The organism is Rhodococcus sp. p52, from assembly GCF_000763325.2.
Classification (GTDB): Bacteria; Actinomycetota; Actinomycetes; order Mycobacteriales; family Mycobacteriaceae; genus Rhodococcus; species Rhodococcus pyridinivorans.
In genome coordinates this window covers 4805177-4825930 of record NZ_CP016819.1, presented here as the reverse complement: position 1 = coordinate 4825930, position 20754 = coordinate 4805177, and the positions used below count along the sequence as shown (strand labels likewise).

General features: G+C 68.0%; 21 protein-coding genes, 1 pseudogene and 1 riboswitch. Of the genes and pseudogenes, 13 read left to right on the top strand and 9 right to left on the bottom strand.

Annotated elements, in window-relative coordinates:
- The first annotated feature begins 81 nt into the window (after positions 1–81).
- From IM25_RS22435 to IM25_RS22425, 3 genes are read left to right on the top strand one after another with little or no spacing between them, the layout of a single operon-like run.
- Positions 82–3333: an error-prone DNA polymerase gene (locus IM25_RS22435; RefSeq protein WP_033097059.1), complete on the top strand. Its 3252-nt coding sequence runs from the start codon at positions 82–84 to the stop codon at positions 3331–3333.
- A gap of 11 nt (positions 3334–3344) precedes the next feature.
- Positions 3345–4199: a DUF4349 domain-containing protein gene (locus tag IM25_RS22430; RefSeq protein ID WP_065996434.1), complete on the top strand. Its 855-nt coding sequence runs from the start codon at positions 3345–3347 to the stop codon at positions 4197–4199.
- Entirely contained in the window at positions 4192–4500 is a 309-nt protein-coding gene (locus IM25_RS22425) for a rhodanese-like domain-containing protein (protein ID WP_065996433.1), read from the top strand. Before IM25_RS22430 ends, IM25_RS22425 begins: the two co-directional genes overlap by 8 nt.
- A 62-nt stretch (positions 4501–4562) precedes the next feature.
- Here the strand turns inward: IM25_RS22425 and IM25_RS22420 are convergent, their stop codons facing one another.
- The 5 genes from IM25_RS22420 to IM25_RS22400 form a co-directional block, all read right to left on the bottom strand.
- A complete protein-coding gene (locus IM25_RS22420) occupies positions 4563–5057 on the bottom strand; it encodes a hypothetical protein (RefSeq protein ID WP_006550106.1) in 495 nt (164 codons plus the stop codon).
- Complete coding sequence (gene tatC, locus IM25_RS22415) at positions 5045–5848, bottom strand: twin-arginine translocase subunit TatC (RefSeq protein WP_006550107.1); 804 nt, start codon at positions 5846–5848, stop codon at positions 5045–5047. The genes IM25_RS22420 and tatC overlap by 13 nt, the downstream gene beginning before the upstream one ends.
- Positions 5845–6084, bottom strand: coding sequence for a twin-arginine translocase TatA/TatE family subunit (locus IM25_RS22410; RefSeq protein WP_006550108.1), 240 nt, complete (start codon positions 6082–6084; stop codon positions 5845–5847). Before IM25_RS22410 ends, tatC begins: the two co-directional genes overlap by 4 nt.
- A gap of 49 nt (positions 6085–6133) precedes the next feature.
- Entirely contained in the window at positions 6134–7168 is a 1035-nt protein-coding gene (locus IM25_RS22405; RefSeq protein ID WP_033097061.1) for an intradiol ring-cleavage dioxygenase, read from the bottom strand.
- A 138-nt stretch (positions 7169–7306) separates the two neighbouring features.
- On the bottom strand, positions 7307–7771 hold the full coding sequence (locus tag IM25_RS22400; protein WP_006550110.1) for a tRNA (cytidine(34)-2'-O)-methyltransferase: 465 nt from the start codon (positions 7769–7771) through the stop codon (positions 7307–7309).
- Between the two features lie 124 nt (positions 7772–7895).
- Here IM25_RS22400 and IM25_RS22395 point away from each other — a divergent pair, with 124 nt between their 5' ends.
- On the top strand, positions 7896–8510 hold the full coding sequence (locus tag IM25_RS22395) for a maleylpyruvate isomerase N-terminal domain-containing protein (protein ID WP_033097062.1): 615 nt from the start codon (positions 7896–7898) through the stop codon (positions 8508–8510).
- A gap of 10 nt (positions 8511–8520) precedes the next feature.
- On the opposite strand, the gene IM25_RS22390 is transcribed toward IM25_RS22395, so the two are convergent.
- Positions 8521–9735 (bottom strand): glycosyltransferase, encoded by a 1215-nt coding sequence (locus IM25_RS22390; protein ID WP_052040024.1) that lies wholly within the window; start codon positions 9733–9735, stop codon positions 8521–8523.
- A 119-nt stretch (positions 9736–9854) separates the two neighbouring features.
- Between IM25_RS22390 and IM25_RS22385 the strand changes: the two genes are divergently transcribed.
- The 3 genes from IM25_RS22385 to IM25_RS22375 are packed head-to-tail and all read left to right on the top strand — an operon-like array spanning position 9855 to position 12501.
- Entirely contained in the window at positions 9855–11330 is a 1476-nt protein-coding gene (locus IM25_RS22385) for a wax ester/triacylglycerol synthase domain-containing protein (protein WP_033097064.1), read from the top strand.
- A 5-nt stretch (positions 11331–11335) separates the two neighbouring features.
- A complete protein-coding gene (locus tag IM25_RS22380; protein ID WP_006550113.1) occupies positions 11336–12190 on the top strand; it encodes a bifunctional methylenetetrahydrofolate dehydrogenase/methenyltetrahydrofolate cyclohydrolase in 855 nt (284 codons plus the stop codon).
- Positions 12191–12216: 26 nt separating this feature from the next.
- Entirely contained in the window at positions 12217–12501 is a 285-nt protein-coding gene (locus IM25_RS22375; RefSeq protein WP_065996432.1) for a DUF3017 domain-containing protein, read from the top strand.
- On the opposite strand, the gene metX is transcribed toward IM25_RS22375, so the two are convergent.
- Positions 12498–13625, bottom strand: a complete 1128-nt coding sequence (metX, locus tag IM25_RS22370) for a homoserine O-acetyltransferase MetX (RefSeq protein WP_065996431.1) — start codon at positions 13623–13625, stop codon at positions 12498–12500. The genes IM25_RS22375 and metX overlap by 4 nt on opposite strands.
- Positions 13626–13759: 134 nt before the next feature.
- Positions 13760–13871, bottom strand: a riboswitch (SAM riboswitch).
- Between the two features lie 270 nt (positions 13872–14141).
- Here metX and IM25_RS22365 point away from each other — a divergent pair.
- Positions 14142–15359, top strand: a complete 1218-nt coding sequence (locus IM25_RS22365; RefSeq protein WP_006550117.1) for an NADP-dependent isocitrate dehydrogenase — start codon at positions 14142–14144, stop codon at positions 15357–15359.
- Positions 15360–15503: 144 nt separating this feature from the next.
- Positions 15504–16718 (top strand): hypothetical protein, encoded by a 1215-nt coding sequence (locus tag IM25_RS22360; protein WP_033097066.1) that lies wholly within the window; start codon positions 15504–15506, stop codon positions 16716–16718.
- A gap of 46 nt (positions 16719–16764) precedes the next feature.
- Here the strand turns inward: IM25_RS22360 and IM25_RS25710 are convergent, their stop codons facing one another.
- A complete protein-coding gene (locus tag IM25_RS25710; RefSeq protein ID WP_174556231.1) occupies positions 16765–16911 on the bottom strand; it encodes a hypothetical protein in 147 nt (48 codons plus the stop codon).
- A gap of 113 nt (positions 16912–17024) precedes the next feature.
- A pseudogene (locus tag IM25_RS26160) lies at positions 17025–17126 on the bottom strand (IclR family transcriptional regulator); the annotation flags it as partial.
- A 217-nt stretch (positions 17127–17343) separates the two neighbouring features.
- Between IM25_RS26160 and IM25_RS22355 the strand changes: the two are divergent.
- The 4 genes from IM25_RS22355 to IM25_RS22340 all read left to right on the top strand — a co-directional run bounded on the left by IM25_RS22355 (position 17344) and on the right by IM25_RS22340 (position 20607).
- Complete coding sequence (locus IM25_RS22355; protein WP_065996430.1) at positions 17344–18147, top strand: exodeoxyribonuclease III; 804 nt, start codon at positions 17344–17346, stop codon at positions 18145–18147.
- A gap of 75 nt (positions 18148–18222) precedes the next feature.
- Positions 18223–19263: a tryptophan--tRNA ligase gene (trpS, locus tag IM25_RS22350; RefSeq protein ID WP_026061260.1), complete on the top strand. Its 1041-nt coding sequence runs from the start codon at positions 18223–18225 to the stop codon at positions 19261–19263.
- A 16-nt stretch (positions 19264–19279) separates the two neighbouring features.
- Entirely contained in the window at positions 19280–20308 is a 1029-nt protein-coding gene (locus IM25_RS22345; RefSeq protein ID WP_033097067.1) for a YhjD/YihY/BrkB family envelope integrity protein, read from the top strand.
- 68 nt (positions 20309–20376) lie between these two features.
- Positions 20377–20607, top strand: a complete 231-nt coding sequence (locus IM25_RS22340) for a LapA family protein (protein WP_231414000.1) — start codon at positions 20377–20379, stop codon at positions 20605–20607.
- Positions 20608–20754: the final 147 nt, after the last annotated feature.

The following is a 20754-nucleotide window of genomic DNA, read 5'->3' as shown; positions in this document are numbered from 1 at the left end:
ATGCATCGACGAGATCTGCACGCGTTCGAGCATTGAACTCGAACACATGTGCGATACTGAACCGGTCGAGGAGGTGCCGGAGTGGGATGGGGAAACGGTCCGCCGACCTGGTCGGAGATGGAGCGCGTGCTCTCGGGACGACCCGGCACTTCCCGTCGCGATACCGAACATCCCGGCGACGGGAGCGACAGCCCGGCGTGGTCGCGCACCCGCGCCGAGTACGAGGCGCGGGTCCGACGTCCCGAGGGGCCGGTCGTGCCCTACGCCGAACTGCACACCCACTCCGCGTTCAGCTTCCTCGACGGTGCCTCCACGCCGGAGGAACTCGCCGAGGAGGCGGCACGACTCGGACTCGAGGCCCTCGCGGTGACCGACCACGACGGACTGTACGGAGCGGTGCGATTCGCCGAAGCCGCACGCGAACTCGACATCCGCACCGTCTTCGGAGCCGAGCTGGGCCTCGACGATGCGCACCTGCTCGTCCTCGCCCGCGGTCAGGAGGGTTATCGACGCCTGTCGCGGCAGATCGCCGACGCCCACCTCGCAGGAGGGGAGAAGAACAACCCGAGGTACGACTACGACGCGCTCACCGACGCCGCCGGTGGGCACTGGCAGATCCTCACCGGTTGTCGCCGGGGGCACCTGCGACAGGCGCTCACCACGGGCGGGATCCCCGCCGCCGAAGCGGCATTGCTCGATCTCGTCGACCGGTTCGGTGCCGACCGCGTGACCGTCGAACTCACCCGTCACGGATATCCCGACGACCACGAACGCAACGCAGCCCTCTTCGAACTTGCCGGGCGACACGGAATTCCGTGCATCGCGAGCACGGCAGCGCACTTCGCGCACCCCCGTCGGCGACGCCTGGCAATGGCCGTGGCGGCGATCTCCGACCGGCAGAGCCTCGACGACGCCGTCGGCCGGATCCCGCCGACCGGAGGCGGACACCTGCGGTCGGGGGAGGAGATGGCGTGGCTGTTCGAGGCCTTTCCGGGTGTCGTGCACCGTGCCGCCGAACTCGGCCGTGAATGCGCCTTCGACCTGCGTCTCGTCGCCCCGAAACTGCCGCCCTTCGATGTTCCCGACGGGCACACCGAGTTCACCTGGCTGCGCGAACTCACCTACGACGGGGCGCATCGCCGCTACGGTCCGGTCGAGCGCCGCCCCGACGCCTATCGGCAGATCGAACACGAACTCGATGTCGTCGGCCGGCTGGGATTTCCGGGATACTTCCTCGTCGTCCACGACATCGTCGACTTCTGCAAGCGAAACGACATCCTGTGCCAGGGAAGAGGATCAGCCGCCAACTCGGCGGTCTGCTACGCGATCGGCATCACCAACGTCGATCCCGTCGGCAACAAGCTGCTGTTCGAACGCTTCCTGTCGCCCGAACGCGACGGCCCACCCGACATCGACCTCGACATCGAATCCGACCGGCGCGAGGAGGCGATCCAGTACGTCTACCGCAAGTACGGGCGGATCAATGCCGCGCAGGTCGCGAACGTCATCACCTACCGCGGTCGCTCCGCTGTCCGCGACATGGCCCGTGCCCTCGGATACTCGCAGGGACAGCAGGACGCGTGGAGCAAGCTCATCGGCCGGTGGGGTGGGGTGCGGGTCGAGACCGACGAACGGATCCCGGAGACGGTTCTCGATCTCGCCGAACAGATCGAAGGTCTCCCACGGCATCTCGGCATCCACTCGGGCGGAATGGTGATCTGCGACCGGGCCGTCGCCGACGTGTGCCCCGTCGAATGGGCGCGGATGGAAGGGCGCACCGTCCTGCAGTGGGACAAGGACGACTGTGCTGCAGCGGGTCTCGTGAAGTTCGATCTGCTCGGCCTCGGCATGCTCTCCGCGTTGCATTACATGATCGACCTCGTCGACGAACACGAAGGCGTCCGAGTCGACCTCGCACACCTCGATCTCTCCGAGCCGGGGGTCTACGAGATGTTGTGCCGCGCCGACTCGGTGGGGGTCTTCCAGGTGGAGTCGCGGGCGCAGATGGCCACTCTGCCGCGGTTGAAGCCGCGATGCTTCTACGATCTGGTCATCGAGGTGGCCATCATCCGGCCCGGCCCCATCCAGGGCGGTTCGGTGCACCCCTACATCCGGCGGCGCAACGGTCTCGAACCCGTCACCTACGACCATCCCTGCCTCGAGAAGGCCCTCGAACGCACCCTCGGCGTTCCGCTCTTCCAGGAGCAACTCATGCAGATGGCCGTCGACGCCGCGGGATTCACCGCGGCGGAGGCCGATCGATTACGTCGCGCCATGGGATCGAAACGCTCGACGGAGAAGATGGAACGTCTGCGCGGACGCCTCTATCAGGGCATGCGGGACCTGCACGGCATCACGGGGGACGTCGCCGACCGCATCTACGAGAAGCTCTACGCCTTCGCGAATTTCGGTTTTCCCGAAAGTCATTCGCAGAGCTTCGCCTCGCTGGTGTTCTATTCGGCATGGTTCAAACTGCACCATCCCGCAGCGTTCTGTGCGGGCCTGCTGCGTGCTCAGCCGATGGGTTTCTACTCGCCGCAATCGCTGGTCGCCGATGCCCGCCGTCATGGTGTGGTCGTCCACGGCCCCGACATCGCGGCGAGTCTCGCGCACGCCACCCTCGAGAACGAAGGGAAGGAGGTCCGGCTCGGCCTGGCCACGGTGCGGCACATCGGCGACGACCTCGCCGAACGCATCGTGACCGAACGCAGTGCCCACGGCCCGTACACCTCGCCCGCCGACCTCGCCGCCCGCGTCGGTCTCACCACCACGCAGGTCGAGGCGCTGGCCACCGCAGGAGCTTTCTCCTCGTTCGGCGTCACCCGCCGCGAAGCCCTCTGGGGTGCGGCCCCGGCCGCGGCACAACGCCCCGGGCGGCTCCCCGGGATCGGGACGGTGCCGACTCCGGCCCTGCCGGGGATGAGCGCTCTCGAACTCGCCGCCGCCGACGTCTGGGCCACGGGAATCTCGCCCGACAGCTATCCGACGCAGTTTCTGCGCGAGCGGCTCGACGAACTCGGGGTGATCCCGGCCGCGGAGTTGTGGCAGGTCCCCGACGGGACGCGCATCCTCGTCGGCGGGGCCGTGACACACCGGCAGCGACCTGCAACAGCCGCCGGTGTCACCTTCCTCAACCTCGAGGACGAGACCGGAATGGTGAACGTGGTGTGCTCGGTCGGTCTGTGGGCGCGCTACCGGACCGTGGCCCACACGGCTCCCGCCCTGCTCGTCCGCGGCCGGCTCCAGAACGCCGAGGGCGTGGTCACGCTCCTCGCCGACCATCTCGAAGCCATGGATCTGCGAATGCCGAGCAGATCACGCGACTTTCGCTAACATCGCCGAGTGTGAAACGCCTGTGGCCGGTCTCGTTGGCTCTGTTCGCTCTGGTCGTCACCGGCTGCGACGAGGGTGGTGGAGGCGAGGGCTCCTCGGCGTCCGCGCCTGCGATCTCGGCACCGGCGATCGTCGACGGCGGTCTCCGCGAGTCGCAACCCGAAGAGGCCGACCGCAAGGAGGTCGTCACCGGCTACCTCGAGATGGATGCCGGCGATCCCGTGGCGACGGGCCGCCGGGTCATGACGGTCGTCGAGGAAGCCGGTGGACGCGTCGACTCGCTCACCGAACAACCCGAGGCGAGCAGCGTGCTCACGGTGCGGGTGCCCGCCGACCGGCTCGACGAGGGCGTCGACGAGATCCGCACACTCGGCCGTGTCACCAGCCTGAGCACCACCCGCGACGACGTGACGATGCAGTACACCGACCTCGAAGCCCGGGTGGGTGCGTTGCGGGCCTCGGTGGACCGCCTGCGGGCACTGCTCGAGTCGTCGGCCGACGTCGAGGCGCTGATCGCTGCAGAGACCGCGCTGGCCGAACGACAGGCCGAACTCGACAGCCTCGAGGCGCAGCGACGGCAGCTGGGCGACCGGATCGAACTGTCCACGCTCACCGTCGACATCACCACCGACCGCCTTCCCTCCGAACAGGACAGTTTCTGGGACGGGCTGGTCGCAGGATGGAACAGCCTGTGGGCCGCGCTGGGGGCAGCGGTGGTCGGTATCGGCGCCGCGCTACCGTGGGTGGCGTTCCTGTTCGTGTGTGCAGGTGTCCTCTACCTGGTCATCCGGCTCATCACCCGACGGGGACGTTCGTCCGGAACCACCGGGACGCCCGACACCGAGAGGACCGACAGCGATGCGTGAGGTCGACCTGGCCGCACTCGAATCCGCGCTCACCGACGGGGCGACCGTCATCGACGTGCGTGAACGCGACGAATACGCCCAGGTGCGCGTACCCGGCGTCACGAACATCCCGCTCAGCGAGTTCGTCGCGCGGATCGACGAGACCCCCACCGAGGGCACCGTCTACGTCGTCTGCGCCGTGGGTGGCCGCAGCCTGCAGGCCGCGCAGTATCTCGCCGGTCGCGGTGTCGACGCCGTGTCCGTCGCGGGTGGCACCGACGGATGGGCCCGCTCGGGTCGTCCGGTGGAGAGCGACGCCTGACTGCTCTCGTCGTCGAACGCGCGCCGTGGCACCGGGCCGCTCACCTTCGGCCTGCCGAAGGCTCATGTCGACACGGATCCGGGTGCCGGGTCCGTCTCGGGCACCGGCGGATCGTCCGGTGGGTGTGTCGGGAGGCGTGTCTCGGCGGCGATGCGGCGGGGATCGTCGTGGGGGAGCGAATCGATGAGGATCCGCCGGGGGTGTGCCGCGGTTCCGGTGACCAGATACTTCCGGCCGGGACGCACGTGCCGGGCCTGATCGATCATCTCGTCGGTGCCGGCCGGTGTTGCCGGCGGGTGCGCGGCAGGTTCGAGCAGTACGTCGTTCACGATCGTACGAGGATCGTACCGACGCAGGTCGAGTGATTGCCATTCGTTGCGGCGCAACGAGATTCCCATGTCGCGTTCGGCGTCGCTGCGGGTCTTGTCGATGAGATGCCGTAGGGCCCGGACTGTCCCGGCGAAGTGCTGGGCGTAGACGGGCAGGCGTTGTGGGCCGATCACGATTCCTGCCAGAAGAACCACGAGGAACAGTTTTTCGAGGGTCAGGCCGAACATGGTGTGGATTCCTCCCTGACGAGATCGGGATCGTGCGATGTGAGAGCGCGACGTGCCGCCCTCCGGTCGTGCAGACGGGTGATCACGAGAGCGGCGCCGAACAGAGCCGACATCGGTAACGCGACCAGGAACATCGACAACACGTCCGCGGACGGCGTGACCAGAGCACTGAACAGGGTGATGACCACGACGATGAGGCGCCAGCTGCGGCGCAGGGTGTGCGCGGAGACGACCCCGAGACAGTTCAGCATCACCAGCACCACCGGCAGGACGAATGCGATCCCGGTCGCCAGCACGATCTTCATCACGAAGTCCACGTAGTAGGAAGCATTGAGAAGGGTGCTGTCCCGGTCGGAGGAGAAGCCGGTGAGCACGCTCACCATGCGGGGGAAGAGCAGGAAACCGAAGGCGCACCCCCCAGCGAACAGTGGAGCGGCTGCCGCGGAGAACCCGATCACGTACTTCTTCTCGCGACGGGTCAGTCCGGGGGTGACGAAGGCGAACAGTTCGCACAACCAGACGGGACCGGAGACGATGACCCCGGAGAACAGCGCGATCTTCAGTTCGACGTCGAACGCTCCGGTGATCGTGTCGTAGTTGAGGCTCGCCTGGCGGGATCGGGCCAACTCCTCGATGGGTGCGCGCAGAAGGTCGAGGACCTGATCGGCGAAGACGAACCCGCCGATCACGCCGACCAGCAGCGCCACCGCCGCGCGAAGTCCGCGCCGTCGTGCCTCACGCAGGTGATCGGTGAGCGGCATCGTGCCGCGCGTGGCGGTGCGGGCCGTCATGACGCGGGTCGGTAGGGAACCGGGGTGCTCGTGACGGTGGTCGTCGAGTGCTCGCCGAGGGCGGTGGGGGCGTTGTCCTGCGGGGACGGAGTGGATTCCTCACGGATTTCGTCCTTGAGGATGCGCAGAGATTGTCCGACACCCTTGGCGAGGGCGGGAAGTTTGGCAGCTCCGAAGACGAGCAGGAGGATCGCCAGGACGATGAGGGCGTGCCAGCCCGTGAGATTGTGCAACATGGTGGAGTCCTTCGATGGTGGTGGGTCGATGTATGCGGACGGAGCGCGCTCAGTTCGAGGCTTCGGAGCCGGTTTGCGTCGGTGCGCCGCCGGGACCTCCGCCGCCGGGACCTCCGCCGGCGGGCGGCCGACCCGCGGATGGAACACTGTTGTTCCCGGGTCCGTCCGGACCTCCCGGTGCACCCCCGCCTGCACCGAGCGCGGGCTCGGTTGTCGTGTCGACTGCGACGGCCAGAGTCCCGACGTAACCCGCTTCGGTGTCGCCGGTGAACGTCCCCATCTGCAGGTCGTAACCGTCCCCGAAGACGTTGTCGTTGTCGGGGTTTCCGATCCGGGCCAGATTGCCGGCCGAACCCGGATAGGTAGCGAGCCGGTACACCGCGTCGAGCATGTCCTGTGGGAAGGCGACCTGTGAGGTCGCGATCGCGTTGTTCGCATCGGTCGCAGAGGCGGCATCGGGGTAGATCTCGAAATGGAGGTGGGTCCAGCGGCCGGAATAACAGCCCGGAACGATCGTCTCGAATGTCGCCTTGCCGTTGGTATCGGCGATCTGGATCCCTCGGAGATAGGTCTGGTCCTCGACGCCTTCGGAGTACATCGAGTACCGGCCCTGCGCGTCGCACTGCCAGGCGTACACGGCCACCCCGTCGAACGGGACGCCACCGTTCGCCGTGTCGGTGACGGTGAAGGTGAGCGAGAGCGGGACACCGTCGACGGTGGTCCCGCCGTCGAGGCTCGAGGTGATGTCCCTGCGGACGATCCCCGATTCCTCGAGCACGTTGATTCCGTTCGTGCCGTCGGCCGGGTAAGGCCCGTTGGTTTCTTCGGGTATCTCGTCTGCAGGGGTCACCGGCGCGGTCGTTCCGGCAGTGGTGATCGTGTTCGCGGTGCCGGTGGAGCAGGCGGCCAGTGCCAGGGCGCCCGCTCCGGCGCCGACGAGGCCGAGCACCCGGCGCCGGGTGACGAGGGTCGTGATGTCGAAACCGGCACCCTGGTCGACGACGTCCTCGGCGGGGCGATCGAGCAGGCGTCCTTCGTAGATGGGTCCGGCCGGTGTGGAAACGGGTTCGGGGATACGGGGCATGTCGACGTCTCCTTCGACGATTCGCTCGGTGGTTCGGTACCGAGTGTTGCCGTCGATCCGGTGGGGACGCTGTGTCTTACCTGTCGGTTTCCTGTCAGCCGGTCGGTGGAAGGGATACGGGCGGTATGTCGCCGGTGACTAGACCGCGCCGGGGAAACCCTGCTGCCGCCACGCCTCGTAGCAGGCGACCGCCGCGGCATTCGACAGATTCAACGAGCGTCGGCCGGGCAGCATGGGGATGCGGACCTGCTCGGTGATGTGCGGATCGGCGAGTACCTCGGGCGACAAGCCCGTCGGTTCGGGCCCGAACAGCAGCACGTCGCCGGACCGGTACTCGATCTCCGCGTAGCTCGACGTGCCGTGAGCGGTGAACGCGAACACCCGCTCGGGGGCCAACGCCTCCCATGCGGCCCCCAGATCGCTGTGCACGGTGACCGACGCGAGGTCGTGGTAGTCCAGTCCCGCCCGACGCAGCTTCGGTTCGGAGAGGTCGAAGCCGAGGGGTTCCACCAGGTGCAGCTCCGCGCCGGTCGCGGCGACCATGCGTATGGCATTGCCGGTGTTGGGGGGAATGCGCGGCTCGTGGAACATCACTCTGAACACTCGATCCAGCTTGCCAGAGGCGCGCCGGCGTCCCGCACGCGCGTAGCGCCGATCTCGGCGTAGCGAGGGCACGCGTGTTTTCATTCTCGTGTCGTGGTTCGACGTATCGACCGCTGGGGGATGCATGGAGTCACCGGTAGCGACGTACGTCTCGGCGGTGCGCAGCTTCTCGGAACTGGTCCGTGCCGTGCCGGAGGGCCGCTGGGACGGTCCGGGCCTGGGTGAGTGGGACCTCCGAGCACTGATCGGACACGCCTCACGCTCGTTGACGACCGTCATGACCTATCTCGACAGTCCTGCCGACACCGAGGACCTCGCGAGCGCGGAGCAGTACTACGTCCACGTCGAGGAACTGACCTCGGTCCTCGGCGCGGAGGACATCGTCGAACGTGGACGGCGTGCCGGTGCCGGCCTCGGTGACGACCCGGTGGCGACGATCGGTGCCCTGTCGGCTGCGGTGATCGAGCGGCTCGGTACCGGGGAGGATCGTCTGATCCGGGTGATCGGAGGATCGGGGATCCGGCTGCATTCCTACCTCCCGACACGCACCTTCGAACTCGCCGTCCACGGTCTCGACATCGCCGCCGCCGCGGATGTTCCCTACGAACCTCCCGCCGAGGTTCTCGAGCAGTCCACCCTGTTGGCGGCGAGAATCGCTCTGGCACTCGGCGACGGCACGACCGTGCTGCGGGCATTGACCGGTCGGATGGCGTTGCCGAACGGCTATTCCGTCGTGTGAGCGGAGAGGTTCAGCGCGACCGGGACCGGAACATCGAATCCTCCAGCAGCGCGAGCACGGATTCCGGTAGCGGCAATCGTGCGATCTCGTCGCGCAACCGTTCGGCGCCGGGGCGGAGAGAGCCCGAGGACAACGCATCGAGGGTGATCCTTCCGATCTCCGCCGAGGTTGCGGTGACGGGATCGACCCTGGTCCCTGCACGCAGCGCGACCAGCCGTCGGGCGTTGAGTTCCTGGTCCGCACCCATCGGAAGCGCGACGACCGGAACGCCGTGGGCGAGCGCACCGATGACGCTGCCCGATCCGCCGTGGTTGACGACGACATCGACGTGCGGGAGCGCGGCCGACTGGGGCACGAACCGCTCGATGCGGACGTTGCCGCCCGGTGACGGCAGGGTGGCCGGGTCGATGTCCCGGCCGACGGTGACGAGCACGCGCGCAGGTAGTCGGTGCAGCCCCCGGAGGAGACGGACGATGAGATCACCGGACTCGGTGTTGAAGACGGTACCCAGCGTGACGTACACGCGGTGGGGCTTCTCGCCGCTTCGAAGCCAGTCGATCGCAGGGTGTTCGCGGGATGCGAGCGACGGGCCCGGCCCTGTCGAGACGGCTGTGGGAGGCAACGGGACATCAGGATCACGGAACGACGGTGGGAACGGTGAGATGACCAAATCCTGTGTCAGGAAAGAGCACTCGTGATCGGAAGGGAGGTCGTGGGCGGCCCGTAGTCGTCCCAGTGGCTCACGGATGCGGTCGATCCGGGTGAGTGCTCCGGACGCGATGACGGCGACCACCACGCGGGGAACGGCGGCGTGCTCGGCCGCCGTCATCGCACCGAAGTCCATCTCGTCGCAGATCACCAGATCCGGATGCCAGCGGTCGATCACATCGCGGACCAGGTCGAATCGTCGCGCCGCGAGCACACCGGCGAAGTGGGTGCCGATCACCGAGTACTCGTGGTCGAGGTCGGGAGGAGCGAGCGTGCCCGTGGACCGACCGGAAGGAGATGTCGTCTCCCCCTCGGGGAAGTGTGCGTCGAAGCCTTCGGTGCCTGCGAGGGCGTCCGCCTCCCCGCACACGCCGAGACGGTGGCCGGCCCCGCGCAGGACGTCGGCGATCGGGAGCATCGGTGCGAGATGGCCGAGGCCGCCTGCGAACGAGAACAGGACGCGACGCACGGCCCGGCCTCGTGTACTGCCGGTCGTCGATCCGACTCGGTGCGCCATGGCCGAATTACACCGCTCCGCGCTCGTGTACGCGAATCGTCGACCGGGTGTGGCCCCGAGCGGTAACTGGTTCAATCGAGAGGCACGAGCAGCGGGCGACCCGGGAGAGAACCATCACGATGACACGCCGACGCGGAATCCGACTGGCCGCGCGGGACGCGCTCCACGTCTTCGTGGGGGACACCGACCCCGAAGCTCCGCCGTCGACCATGGTGAGCTTCTACGTGTTCGACGCCCGGGGAGGCGAGGACCCCATCCGCACACGTGGGGACGCCGTCACCTGGATCGGGGAGCGCCTGCATCGCACACCGGCGCTCACCCGACGCCTGCACCGCGTGCCGGCGAACCTCGACTTCCCGTACTGGGTCGAGACCGGCGTCGATCCGGACGATCACGTCCGGTACGAGACGATCGGACCGACCTCGCGCAGCGGGTTGCATCGGCTGCTCGCGTCGATGAAGGAACGCTGCCTCGATCTGTCCGCACCGCCGTGGGAAGTGCACGTCCTGACCGACATCCGCGGTGTCGAGGACCTTCCCGAGGGCGCCACCATCGTCGCGTTGCTCCTGCACCACTCGGTGACCGACGGGCTCGGAGCCGTCGAGATCGCTCGTGCACTGCTCGACGATCCGGCTGCCGCCCCTTCGGCGGGAGGACGCATCGTCGCCGTGCCGGGACCGGTCCGCGCGGCGGTCTCGCTGCCCTTCCGGTACGCGAGGATGCTCCCGGCTCTGGTCGCAGCACGTCGCGCTCGACGAGCACTGGGTGGTCTCACCGCATCGGGGGAGAACACCGCCCCCCGGCCGCAGCGTCCCCGCACCCGCTTCGACACCGACGCCGGCAGCGCCTGGCAGCTCGGCGTCGTCCGTATGCCGTTGCCGGAGGTGCGTGCCGTCGCGCGCGCCACGGATACCTCGGTGAACGACGTGATCCTGACGGTCGTCTCGGGCGGACTACGCGCCTACCTCGCGTCCTACGAGGAAATTCCCACCGATTCACCGGCGGCGATCGTTCCGGGATCCCTCCGGGACGGAGCGGGAGCGGAGTCGGAGAACAAGGTCACGCTCATGTATGTCGACCTGCACCTCGATCGGGCTGATCCGCGCGAGCGACTCCGCCGAGTCCACGAGTCGGCTGCTCTCGAGAAACAGCGCATCCGGCGTCCGGAGTCGGCTGCCTCCGTTGCGGCGGTGGATGCATCGCCCGCGTTCGACCTGGCGATGACGATCCGGAGAGCGCACCGCGGGCGGGTGGGGCCCACGGGAGACGTGGTGCCGCTGGCCAACACCACCGTGACGAATGTGCCGCGCGGGCCGGTCGAGGGCCTCCGATTCGGTGGCAGTCCCGCCGTCGAGGCGATCGGTACTCCGATGCTCAACCGGAACTACGGTCTCGTCCACTCCGTGACCTCGCTCGGCGAGGTTCTCACCTTGTCCTTTCTGGCCTCGGACTCTTGCATGCCCGACCCCGAGCAGTACGAGCGGCACCTCGCCGAAGCCTTCGCGGAACTATCCCGGGACTGCCTGCCTCCCGGCGCGCGCACGGTTTCCGGTACCGGCCGCGATTCGACGCCGGACGGGCGCCTGGAAGAATGAACGACGTGACTGCGACGATCCTGGACGGCAAAGCAACCCGCGACGAAATCTTCGAGGACCTGAAGGTCCGCGTGGATGCGCTGAAGGCCAAGGGCGTCACGCCCGGTCTCGGCACGATCCTCGTCGGCGACGATCCGGGATCCGCGGCCTATGTGCGCGGTAAGCACAACGACTGCGCGAAGGTCGGCATCACGTCGATCCGCAAGGATCTGCCCGCCGACATCACCCAGGAACAGCTGTTCGAGGCGATCGACGAGCTCAACGCCGACCCTGCCTGCACCGGCTACATAGTCCAGCTCCCGCTGCCGAAGCATCTCGACGAGAACGCGGCGCTCGAGCGCATGGATCCGGGCAAGGACGCCGACGGATTGCACCCGGTCAACCTCGGCCGGCTCGTGCTCGGCAAGGAGGCTCCGCTGCCCTGCACGCCGCGCGGCATCATCCACCTGCTGCGCCGCTACGACGTGGAGATCGCCGGCGCGCACGTGGTGGTGGTCGGTCGTGGCGTCACCGTCGGCCGCCCGATCGGTCTGCTGCTGACCCGTCGTTCGGAGAACGCGACGGTCACCCTCTGCCACACCGGCACTCGTGATCTCGCTGCAGAGGTGCGTCGCGCCGACATCATCGTCGCCGCCGCAGGTGTTCCCGGGCTGGTGACGGCGGACATGGTCAAGCCCGGCGCCGCTGTGCTGGACGTGGGTGTCTCCCGCACCGAGGACGGACTGCGCGGCGACGTCGCCGCGGACGTGCGCGAGGTCGCGGGCTTCGTGTCCCCGAACCCCGGTGGCGTCGGACCGCTCACCCGCGCCTTCCTGCTGACCAACGTCGTGGAGCGGGCCGAGCTGCTCGCGACCCGATAAGCGGGTCGACGACCCCGGGAGACGAGATGGCTCAGGCTATGCGATTCACGCGTCTGACCCTGCCGCTGCTCGCGGTCACCCTGGTGATCGCGGCAGCGGTGATCTTGGTGATCGCCGATCGGTGGCGACGCGGAGCGTTCGTCTTCGGCGGCGCCACCATCCTCGCCGGCCTGTTCCGCTGGGCTCTCGACGAGGACAAGGTCGGTGTCCTCGCGGTACGCGGCAAGGCGTTCGACGTCGCCTCGATGATGGTCGTCGGCGGAATCGTGGTGGCGCTCGCCGCGTCGATCGACCCGCTGGGAACCGACTAGCCCTCGGCGAGCTTCATCAGTTCGACGAGGAGCTTCGCGACCTCGTCGGCCTCGGTGAGGAATCCGTCGTGTCCGTCGCGGGAGACGAGCACACGCAGGTCGCCCGATCCCGGGAGCAGATCGGCGATCTCCTGCTGCAGGCGCAGCGGGTACAGGCGGTCGGAGTCGACGCCGGCGACGATCGTCGGGACCGGGGTGGACGCGAGTGCGGCCTCGACGCCGCCGCGTCCGCGCCCGACGTCGTGCCGGTTCATCACGTCGGACAACACCACGTAGGTACCGGGATCGAAACGCGCGACGAGCTTGCGCGCCTGGTGCTCGAGATAGCTCTGCACGGCGTACCGGCCGCCGCGCCACGGGTCCTCGTCGTCCTGGGGTAGATTCCCGAAGCGCGTGTCGAGTTCGAGTTCGGTCCGGTAGGTGAGGTGCGCGATGGTCCGGGCGATGGCGAGTCCGGCTTCGGGACGCCGCCCCGTGCCGTAGTAGTCGCCGCCCTGCCAGTCGGGGTCGGCCGTGATGGCAGCCATCTGCGCGGTCTGGGTGCCGATCTGGTCGGCGGTCGCGCGGGCACCGGTGGCGAGGACGAGCGACGCTCGCACCCGCTCCGGGTACGCGATGATCCACTCGAGGGTGCGCATGCCACCCATCGATCCGCCGGTCACGGCGGCGAGGACGTCGATGCCGAGCCTGTCGAGCAGCGCCACCTCGGCCGCCACCTGGTCGCGCACGGTGATCAGCGGGAAGCGGGATCCCCAGGCCTTGCCGTCGGGTGCGGTGCTGCCGGGGCCGGTGGTGCCGCGGCCCCCGCCGAGAATGTTCGTCGAAACCACGCACCAGCGGTCGGTGTCGATCGGAGCACCGGGGCCGACCATGCCCGACCACCAGCCGGGGGACGGATGGTCCGGTCCGGCGGGGCCGGTGACGTGCGAGTCGCCGGTGAGGGCGTGTTCGACGAGCACCACGTTGTCGCGGGCGGGGGACAGTTCGCCCCACCTCTGCACGGCGACGGTGACGTTCGGCAGCGTCTCGCCGCTCTCGAGCGCGAGATCGCCGATGTCGATGGTGTCGAGGCGTCCGTCTGCCGGGGGCAGTTCGACGCGACGCCGCTCGGTGCCCGCCGTCAAGAGATGACCGCCTCGAGGCTCGCGGTGGGCCGGCAGCGCCGGCTGCGGATGTCGGTCATCGTGTCCTTCCGGCGGTGATGGGAGGTGTGATCGTGACTTGGGTGCGACAGCACATCATCATCTCAGTCCTCCCGACAACAGGCTTGTCGGTGGGGTTCCACCGACCGTGTCATCACCCGGAGCACCCCACCCCGGTCGGAGGGTTGCCGGCCAGCAAGCCGGGGCTTGACGCTGGCACTCATGACTTTCCCGGCAGTCTAGCGACTCTCCGTTGCAGGGTCTTTATGCACCCTCTGAACATCCCTGACCAGCAGGAAAGTTACCGGTCGGTAGGGCGTGAGGGTGGGACGAGGCGCTTTGCGGTCGTCGGCAATAGCAGTACGCTTGTCATGTTTGGCCGCGGTTCAGGACGTGGACACGGCCATGCTCGCTGCTCGCGAGCCGACGGCGACCGCACCCACAAAGTGCGGTCGATTGGGGACCTACAGAAACGTCCTAGGAGGACACGAAACGCATATGTCCAAGATCAAGGTTGAAGGTAAGGTCGTCGAACTCGACGGCGACGAGATGACCCGCATCATCTGGCAGTTCATCAAGGACAAGCTGATCCACCCGTACCTGGACGTGGATCTCGAGTACTACGACCTCGGCGTGGAGAACCGCGACGCCACCGACGACCAGGTGACGGTCGATGCGGCGAACGCCATCAAGAAGCACAACGTCGGCGTCAAGTGCGCCACCATCACCCCCGACGAAGCGCGTGTCGAGGAGTTCGGCCTGAAGAAGATGTGGCGGTCGCCCAACGGCACCATCCGTAACATCCTCGGCGGCACCATCTTCCGCGCGCCCATCATCATCTCGAACGTGCCGCGTCTGGTGCCGGGCTGGACCAAGCCCGTCATCGTCGGCCGTCACGCGTTCGGCGATCAGTACCGCGCCACCGACTTCAAGGTCGACCGCCCGGGCACCGTCACCATCACCTTCACGCCCGAGGACGGCAGCGAGCCGATCCAGCACGAGGTCTGCCAGATCCCCGAGGACGGCGGCGTCGTGATGGGTATGTACAACTACAAGAAGTCCATCCAGGACTTCGCGCGCGCCTCGCTCTCGTACGGCCTGCAGCGCAACTACCCGGTCTACCTGTCGACCAAGAACACGATCCTGAAGGCCTACGACGGCATGTTCAAGGACGAGTTCCAGCGGATCTACGAGGAAGAGTTCAAGGCGGAGTTCGACGCCGCCGGTCTCACCTACGAGCACCGCCTCATCGACGACATGGTCGCATCGTCCCTCAAGTGGGAGGGCGGCTACGTCTGGGCCTGCAAGAACTACGACGGCGACGTCCAGTCCGACACCGTCGCGCAGGGCTACGGCTCGCTGGGGCTGATGACCTCCGTCCTGATGACCCCGGATGGCAAGACCGTCGAGGCGGAGGCCGCACACGGCACCGTCACCCGGCACTACCGTCAGCACCAGCAGGGCAAGCCGACGTCGACCAACCCGATCGCGTCGATCTTCGCCTGGACCCGTGGCCTCGAGCACCGCGGCAAGCTGGACAACACCCCCGAGGTCATCGAGTTCGCGCAGCAGCTCGAGGACGTCGTCATCAAGACCGTCGAAGCCGGTCAGATGACCAAGGACCTCGCCCTGCTCGTCGGCCCCGAGCAGGGCTGGCTGACCACCGAGGAGTTCCTCGCAGCACTCGACGAGAACCTGCAGAAGGCTCGCGCCTGATCTTCCGCTCCGTTCTCGACAGCACGTACACGGGACGCCCCAATCGGGCGTCCCGTGTCGTGTTCCCGAGCACTCCCGGCACCGGCTACCGTTTCGTGTACCACTGTCAGTCGCATCACCGTAGGGCTCGGGAGGAGGACGGCCGTGACCACCACTGCCACCGACTCCGAAGCCCGCGGCGGAGCGCACGCCCGCCGGTGGTTCTGGACCCGGGTATGGATGCTGATGTTCGGCTCGGCGCTGGCCTACCTGCCCGTCGCGCTCGCGCCGAATCTGATCCACGCGATCGCCCGCCGCACCGACGAACTGGCCTACGACCGGTCCACGCCGGTGCGCAGCGGCGTGCTCACCACCCTCACGATGGGTGAGGCCGCCGCCGTCCTCGGGGTGCTCGCCGCCCTCGTCATCGCGCTCAATCTCATCGCGTGGTCGCTCGGACCGGTCATCGCCGCCGAGGGTTCGTCCCGATCGACCGAGGCGTTGCGCCTCGAGCACCTCGAACTGTGCGGGTCGGTGTTCGGTGTCGGAGCGACGATGACCTTCGTCGCAGCGCTGCTCGACGGTCTCCCGCACTCCGTGGATCTGGCGGCGCTGCTGCTGTTCCCGGCGGTCTTCGTGATCGTGGTACTCAGTCAGGACCTGTTCCTCGCGACCCAACGCGGCGTCGGTGCCCGCCGTCGTCTGCGCCGGGAGGCGTCGCTGCTGCGCCGACGTGAACTGCTCGCCACGGCGGCGAGGCTGCGACCGGGCGACCCGCGGGTCGCCGGCCACCCCTTCGCGGCGCTCGCCGTCGAACTCGCGGTCCTGGCCGTCGTCACGGTGGTGACGGGGCTCCTCATGATCGTGGTGTTCGACGACGAGTCGGGCTCCGGGCCCTTCCTGGATTCCTCGGACATGGTCTTCGTGGTGGTCACGTCCGCGATCACGATGTTCACGGCCGTCGTCCTCGTGCTGTGGACGGTCCGCTGCTGGTTGCTCCGCCGATACGTCGGCGCGGTCCTGGCCGCGGCGTTGGGTGGCACCCTCTACGTCGTGGTCGGTGCGGGAATCGTGTGGGCGGCACTCGACGAGGACGCCGTCGCCGAGGCGATCGCCTCCGCCGCCGTCCTGTACGCCTGGATAGTCCTGCCGGCCGCCGTCCTGCTCCTCGGCACCGTCGGGGTGGGCCGTCGGGGTCGCTTCCCGGGTGTCACCGCCGCCCTGCGCGCCGCGGTGCTGCGCGAGCGGTACCGGGTGCGGCGCGCCGAGCTCGACGGTGGTCGAAGGAACGGTCGAGCGGAGGGTTCCGTCCCGCCGCTCCGTCATCTGATCGTGCGGGCGCACACCGTCGCCCGTGTCGCTCCGGCGGACCGGACATGACGACGGGGACGTCCTCCTCGGAGGACGGCCCCGTCGATCCACTCGTCTACCGGTGCGCGCCCACCGGATCGCGGTGCGTTGCGCGCTGCCGCTCCGTCTGCTCGGTCAGCAGGTGGCCGAACAGACCCCCGGCGCGCAGCCATTCCCACTCGAGGGGAGTGTCGATCCGGGAGAGCGCCGTGCCCTCCCACACGATCTCGCCTGCACGGCGGACCCGGACGGTGATCTCGGTGGTCGATCCGAGAGCGGCCAGTCCACCACCGTCGACTTGGGGAGCCCGGTGATCCCGACGAGTTCGCGCAGCGTCCGGATCGGGTGCTCGGCGTCGAATGCGTTGAACAGATCGAACGCGCGGGCGACGCTCCGCACGCCGCCGTCGGCTCCGGCGACCGTCGATGCCTGTGTCATGCGAGTCACTCCAGGCCCACAGAACAGTCCGAACAATCCGCAGAATGGAACACATGAGTGTTTCCCCAGGAATACTCTCGGGACGTTCCGCTGAATGAGAGAAAATGGTGAATGTGTTCCGTCTTGTGGAACTCGCGGTCGTGGGGTGAGCCACTCTCACGGCAGGCTCCTGCCACGGTGGAGCAGTGGCATCGCCGGCGTCGGCTACGGTGACCCGGTGCCTCTCGTGATCACCACCGTGAACGTCAACGGCGTGCGTGCAGCCGCAGCCAAGGGTCTCGTCGACTGGCTCGCCTCGTCGGCCGCCGACATCGTGTGCCTGCAGGAGGTGCGGGCCACCGAGAAGCAGTTCCACGCCGCGATCGCCCCGGCGCTGGAGGCCGGATGGCACTGTGTCGGCGCAGAGTCCTCGGCCAAGGGCCGCGCCGGGGTGGCGATCCTCTCGCGTGTCCCGGCGGACGCCGTCCGCGTCGGATTCGACGTCGACGAGTTCGCCTCGGCCGGCCGCTACATCGAGGCCGACTTCGGCGACGTGACGGTGGGAAGCCTCTACCTGCCGACCGGTGAAGCACAGACGCCGAAGCAGGACGAGAAGGAACACTTCATGAAGAGCTTCGCGACCTACCTCGCCGAACGGTACGCCGCGGTGACGGCCGCAGGTCGCGACATGGTGGTGTGCGGCGACTGGAACATCGCCCCTACCGAGCGGGACATCAAGAACTGGAAGGGAAACGTCAAGAAGTCCGGCTTCCTGCCCGAGGAGCGCGCGTGGGTCGGCGACCTCCTCGAGACCGGCTGGCGCGACGTGGGGCGCGACCTCCACGGCGACGTCGCGGGCCCCTATTCGTGGTGGTCGTACCGCGGCAAGGCATTCGACACCGACGCAGGCTGGCGCATCGACTACCACCTCGTGACCCCGGGCCTGGCGGCCCGCGCGAGCGAGGCCCGCGTCGAACGCGCAGCGAGCTACGACCAGCGCTGGTCCGACCATGCACCGGTGACCGTGACCTTCGATCGCTGACCGCTTCTGCGGATCGGCGCAGAAGTGCCCACCTCGGTCGCAGCGCGGCGTGGCCTGCGTGGAATCATCGACGGCATGTCGAGCACTGCAGAACAGAACGCCACGAAGCCGAAGGCCCGCCCCCGTGTGCTGTCCGGCATCCAGCCCACCTCGGATTCGTTCCACCTCGGGAACTTCCTCGGGGCACTGGCGCAGTGGGTTCCGGCGCAGGACGAGAACGACGCCTTCTACTTCATCCCCGATCTGCACGCGATCACCGTTCCGCACGAGCCGAAGCTGCTGCGCAAGCGAGTGCTCGTCTCCGTGGCGCAGTTGCTCGCGATCGGTATCGATCCGGAGAAGTCCGTGCTGTTCGTGCAGAGCCAGGTGCCCGAGCACGCCGAGCTCGCCTGGGTCCTGAGCTGCATCACCGGTTTCGGTGAGGCCAGCCGGATGACGCAGTTCAAGGACAAGTCGGCCAAGCAGGGCACCGAGCACGCCGGCGTCGGCCTGTTCACCTATCCGATCCTCATGGCCGCCGACATCCTGCTCTACCGCGCGAGCCACGTGCCGGTGGGGGAGGACCAGCGTCAGCACCTCGAACTCACGCGAGATCTCGCGCAGCGCTTCAACTCCCGCTTCGGCAAGACCTTCGTCGTCCCCGAGCCGACGATCGTGAAGGAGACCGCGAAGATCTACGACCTGCAGGATCCGACGTCGAAGATGAGCAAGTCCGCGGCGACCGACGCGGGCCTGATCAACCTGCTCGACGATCCGAAGGTCTCGGCGAAGAAGATCCGCTCCGCGGTGACCGACAACGAGCGTGAGATCCGTTTCGACCGCGAGAACAAGCCCGGAGTGTCGAACCTGCTCACCATCCAGTCGGCGCTGTCGGGTCGCAGCATCGACGAACTCGTCGCCGGCTACGAGGGCAAGGGTTACGGCGATCTGAAGGCCGACACCGCAGAGGTCCTCACCGAGTTCGTCACCCCGATCCGCACCAAGGTCGACGAGTACCTGGCCGACCCGGCCGAACTGAACCGCATTCTCGCGGGCGGCGCGGACCGCGCTCGCGAGGTCGCATCCCGCACCTTGGCGCAGGTCTATGACAAGGTGGGTTTCCTGCCGCGGACCTAGACGAAGGAGCACCCGGATGGCCGGCGAACCCGACGAGAAGCCGGGGTTTCTCGAACGTCAACGCGCGGCCCATCCGGTGCTCGACCGCGTCCTTCGGGCCGGGGTGCGGTACCAGGAGAACAAGGGCGACTACTACGCGGCCGGCCTGACCTACTTCACGGTGCTGGCGATCGTCCCGATCATCATGGTCGTGTTCTCTCTGGCCGGTTTCGTGCTCGCCGGGCGACCCGAACTGCTCGACCAGATCCGGCAGATCATCTCCGAGAACATTCCCGGTCAGCTCGGCGGCACCGTGCAGAGCCTGATCGACTCGGCGATCGAATCCCGCGGCGCGGTCGGCCTCATCGGCCTGCTCACCGCCTCGTATGCCGGTCTGGGCTGGATCACGAATCTTCGCGAAGCCCTCACCGCCATGTGGGAGCACCCGCGCGACAAGGGCAACTTCCTCGTAGTGAAGTTGCGCGACGGGGGCGCACTTCTCAGTCTCGGACTCGCGATGACCGTGTCGTTGGGGCTCTCGGCGCTGAGCAGCGGGCCGATCGCGCGCAGGATCGTCGAGCTGCTCAACATGGAGAATCTCGTCGGCATCGGCGTGGGTCTGCGAATTCTGGCTCTGGTGGCGGCCACTGCCGCCACCGGTCTGGTGTTCACCTGGGTGATCGCTCGCCTGCCCCGCGAACCCGTTCCGTTCCGCAGCGCGCTCGTCGCGGGTGCGATCGCCGGGATCGGTTTCGAACTGCTCAAGCAGACGGGTTCGATCTACCTCGAACGTGTGCTCAACGGCCCGGCGGGCGTCGCCTTCGGCCCGATCCTCGGCATCCTCGTGTTCGGTAACCTCACGGCCCGCCTGGTGCTCTTCTGCACCGCGTTCGCAGCGACGTCCCGAGCGAGCCTCGCACTCGCACACCATCCCGCGCCCACAGGGGCGGTCATCACGCCTCGCCTCGAGGTGCACGAGGGTCTCGACGCGCGCCGCGGCGCCGCAATCCTCGGTGCGGGCCTGGTCGGTGGACTCCTCGCCGGGCTGCGCTTCCGGAGGAAATGAGCGAACTCCCGGGGTGAAAACTCGGTTCGGGGGTGCCGATCGTGCCGCGGACGGGCGACGATGGAGGCGTGGCAAAACAGACGCGATCCGCCGCGCCCCAACGCGCGTTCCGGGTGACTCCGCGCAGAGCGCTCGCGGCCGTCCTGGTCCTGCTCGCTGCGCTGTTCGTTCTCCAGAACCGCAACAGTACGAGCATCGACCTCTTCTGGATCTCGCTGCAGGCACCGCTGTGGCTGGTGCTCGTCATCATCTTCGCGGTCGGGTGGGTCGCGGGCTTCCTGTTCGCACGCGGACGCTGATCCGCATCGGTTCGGCCACCGGCAACGGAGCACAGGGGAGTGGGCACAGCGGAGTGGGCGCAGCGGAGTGGGCACAGCGGAGTGGGCACAGCGGAGTGGGCACCGACGACAGCAGGCCCGTCCCCGAAGGGACGGACCTGCTGTCGT

What these genes read in the sequence shown, in the direction of transcription:
- IM25_RS22425 (WP_065996433.1), top strand. Translation starts at nt 4,192, where the DNA reads ATGCGTGAGGTCGACCTGGCCGCACTCGAATCCGCGCTCACCGACGGG.
- IM25_RS22375 (WP_065996432.1), top strand. Translation starts at nt 12,217, where the DNA reads ATGGCTCAGGCTATGCGATTCACGCGTCTGACCCTGCCGCTGCTCGCG.
- trpS (WP_026061260.1), top strand. Translation starts at nt 18,223, where the DNA reads ATGTCGAGCACTGCAGAACAGAACGCCACGAAGCCGAAGGCCCGCCCC.
- IM25_RS22420 (WP_006550106.1), bottom strand. Translation starts at nt 5,057, where the DNA reads ATGTTCGGCCTGACCCTCGAAAAACTGTTCCTCGTGGTTCTTCTGGCA.
- IM25_RS22390 (WP_052040024.1), bottom strand. Translation starts at nt 9,735, where the DNA reads ATGGCGCACCGAGTCGGATCGACGACCGGCAGTACACGAGGCCGGGCC.
- IM25_RS22405 (WP_033097061.1), bottom strand. Translation starts at nt 7,168, where the DNA reads ATGCCCCGTATCCCCGAACCCGTTTCCACACCGGCCGGACCCATCTAC.
- IM25_RS22365 (WP_006550117.1), top strand. Translation starts at nt 14,142, where the DNA reads ATGTCCAAGATCAAGGTTGAAGGTAAGGTCGTCGAACTCGACGGCGAC.
- IM25_RS22410 (WP_006550108.1), bottom strand. Translation starts at nt 6,084, where the DNA reads ATGTTGCACAATCTCACGGGCTGGCACGCCCTCATCGTCCTGGCGATC.
- IM25_RS22385 (WP_033097064.1), top strand. Translation starts at nt 9,855, where the DNA reads ATGACACGCCGACGCGGAATCCGACTGGCCGCGCGGGACGCGCTCCAC.
- tatC (WP_006550107.1), bottom strand. Translation starts at nt 5,848, where the DNA reads ATGACGGCCCGCACCGCCACGCGCGGCACGATGCCGCTCACCGATCAC.
- IM25_RS22345 (WP_033097067.1), top strand. Translation starts at nt 19,280, where the DNA reads ATGGCCGGCGAACCCGACGAGAAGCCGGGGTTTCTCGAACGTCAACGC.
- IM25_RS22395 (WP_033097062.1), top strand. Translation starts at nt 7,896, where the DNA reads ATGGAGTCACCGGTAGCGACGTACGTCTCGGCGGTGCGCAGCTTCTCG.